The sequence below is a fragment of the Helicobacter apodemus genome (assembly GCF_000765745.2).
Lineage (GTDB): Bacteria > Campylobacterota > Campylobacteria > Campylobacterales > Helicobacteraceae > Helicobacter_D > Helicobacter_D apodemus.
In genome coordinates this window covers 1-2,655 of the sequence record NZ_JRPC02000057.1, presented here as the reverse complement: position 1 = coordinate 2,655, position 2,655 = coordinate 1, and the positions used below count along the sequence as shown (strand labels likewise).

3 protein-coding genes are annotated in these 2,655 nt (G+C 30.2%); 1 reads left to right on the top strand and 2 read right to left on the bottom strand.

All coding sequences use genetic code 11. The annotated features are described in order from the left end of the window. Both LS72_RS10280 and LS72_RS10275 read right to left on the bottom strand, forming a co-directional pair. A partial coding sequence (locus tag LS72_RS10280; RefSeq protein WP_138155339.1) for a hypothetical protein occupies positions 1-181 on the bottom strand: 181 nt, incomplete at its 3' end. 121 nt (positions 182-302) lie between these two features. Further along, complete coding sequence (locus tag LS72_RS10275) at positions 303-1,220, bottom strand: ParM/StbA family protein (RefSeq protein WP_034555289.1); 918 nt, start codon at positions 1,218-1,220, stop codon at positions 303-305. Between the two features lie 698 nt (positions 1,221-1,918). Here LS72_RS10275 and LS72_RS10270 point away from each other — a divergent pair. Continuing rightward, positions 1,919-2,407 (top strand): hypothetical protein, encoded by a 489-nt coding sequence (locus LS72_RS10270; protein WP_034555291.1) that lies wholly within the window; start codon positions 1,919-1,921, stop codon positions 2,405-2,407. Positions 2,408-2,655 lie beyond the last annotated feature (248 nt).

Genomic DNA, 2,655 nt, shown 5'->3' with positions numbered 1-2,655 from the left:
CTTTTTTACTCTTAGGGTCTTGCTTATTTAAATCTATTTGAATTGTAGCCTTACCTTTTGCAAACTTTATAATAGCACTTTCTATGATTTTACGCTTTAGTCCATAGTTATTAAGCCCTTTTAAGATATTAATGGCTGTGCTATTTGTAAGTGTAACTCTTAATTCATATTTTTCTTGCATAGTTACCTCCTAAAATTCTAAATTAGTTCTTTTAGTAAATAACTCATAGCATTGTGGAGTCTTTGCATAGGATTGTAGAGCCATTGCAATAAGTTGTGCCATAGATTTTCCTTTAATTCTATTAACTAAATGTGCCATTAAAATAACCACGAACATTTGAAAATTCAGGCTCTTTTACAAAAATATAATTAGCTTTTTGTGTTTCTTGTAATATCTCTTTGGAGAGAAAATATGCTCCGCCACCACCAATGATTACACTCTCTGCTTTTGCTACAATATCCTCATTTTTATTGATGATTTCATTTATAATTTCATCTGCATAATGTTGCATAGATGAGTTAATTTCATCACTAAAATCTACTTCTTCTCCAGCAATTTTTACTTTTTTATTTAGAAAAACTTTCTTAGCTTCTTGCTCGCTAAAATCTACTTTAAATTCACGCATAAGAATTTTTTGTAAATCTACAATGGCTATGTTTGCACCTTTTTTATTTGCAAAACATAGAGCATTGTTTGGTCTTCCATTTTCAAAGACTAAAAAATCTAAAGTGTTGTATCCTATATCCACAACGCATACTAATCCTTCTTTGTAGGACTTCATATCATTGTAAATGCCTTGCCCTTGAGCAAAAAGAAAAACTTTTGGCTCTAAATGCACTCCATTAATCATAAAAGAGCTAATTTTTGATACAAAATCTTGTACATCCGCTTGATTGACAAGACTTAATCCTGTAGCAATTTCTATGGGTTTATCTACAGATAATCCCGCTTCAATCATAGCCTTGTAAATCAATAAGGGAGAATATTTTTGTAAAAATCCATATCCTCTTGTAGCAATTGCAGAATTTATGGCATCATCGCCTACTAAATAAAGGGCATTATTAAAACTAAAAGCCTTTGAATCTTGCTCTGATGATTGAATCTGTGATTGTCTAATTTGTGAGATAGCACTTGGAAATTTGAAGGTTTTACCACTTATCATAACTTTAGTATCGCCATATCCTATGTCTATTGCTATTTTCTGGGGTTTATTTTGCATTTTTTCTCCTTTAAAATTAAAACTTTAGCATTTAAAGTTCAACAAAAAAGATGAAAAGGAGAAAAATATAAAAATTCTCTCCAACTGTTATTCAATTAGTATCCTACTACTCTCCACTTAGTATCCATTTAGTATCCGCTTACTATCCTACTACTATCCACTTAGTATCCACTTACTATCCATATTTTTTGGTGAATTTTAAGTAAGCAATAAACACTAAAGAATCTAAGATTAAATATTAAGTTTCCCCCTAATGCCATTCCATATAGGCAAAATACTCCCCAAAATGATAAAACAAGGCTATTTTCCCCCTAATACCATTCCATATAGGCAAAATACTCCCCAAAATGATAAAACAAGGCTATTTTCCCCCTAATACCATTCCATATAGGCAAAATACTCCCCAAAATGATAAAACAAGGCTATTTTCCCCCTAATACCATTCCATATAGGCAAAATACTCCCGATTTTTTGAAATATGCTAGTTTCCCTGTTTATATAAATATAATAAACCAAAAAATCCTCCCCTATTTTTTCACATTTCTTAGCTTTTTAAAGCACACTTCTACTCAATACAAAATATTCACTACAAAATTCACTTCCATTCTTACCAATAGAGACAAAAATCTATAAATAAAATTTTTGTTGAATTTTAAATGTAATAATTCTAATAATATTAATAAACACAAGGAAGCATTATGGATAAATTTAATACACAAGAAATTCAAGAGATTATAGATAGCACACAAGCACAAGAGGTGCCACAGGCAAACATTAATCAGCTCTCAACAGGGGAATCAAAACTTGTAAAAATACTAGAATCCTATATCATAACCTTTGAGTTAAAATCTATAAGAGGGCAAAATGTTCCTATTGGGGCTAAAAATATTAAAGGATTTTTAAAAAACATTTTTGGAGAACAAGCAATGTATGCCATTTATTATAAATATGGCAAACTCACTCTATCTAAAGTAAAAGACAGGATTAAAAAACAAAAGAGAAGTGTGGAGCAATCTAGCAAGATTATAGAAGCACAAAAGCAATATCCACAATATAAAATTGTTGAAGCTTATAAATATGGCTGTGTTGCTGGTAAATTTAATTTAAATGCAAAAGATATTGAAACTTTTATTGCAATGCTTGAGATTGCTTCGGGATACACAGAAGCAAAAAATAGAAAGAATTAAGTAATATTTTTTAATTTTTTAATTTTTTCTCCTTTTCATCTTTTTTGTTGAACTTTAAATGCTAAAGTTATATATTTTAAAAAAGGCTGTATTTGTCAAAGCAACTTCTATTAACATTAACAACCATTGCATTACTATATGGGCAAAGTAATTCTTTTTTCACAGATTCAAAGCGTGGTTGGCACTATTATGAGAAAGAGCCGCTAGAGGAGGAAGTTAAAAAAGGGGAGAAACAAGAGGACAAAGAC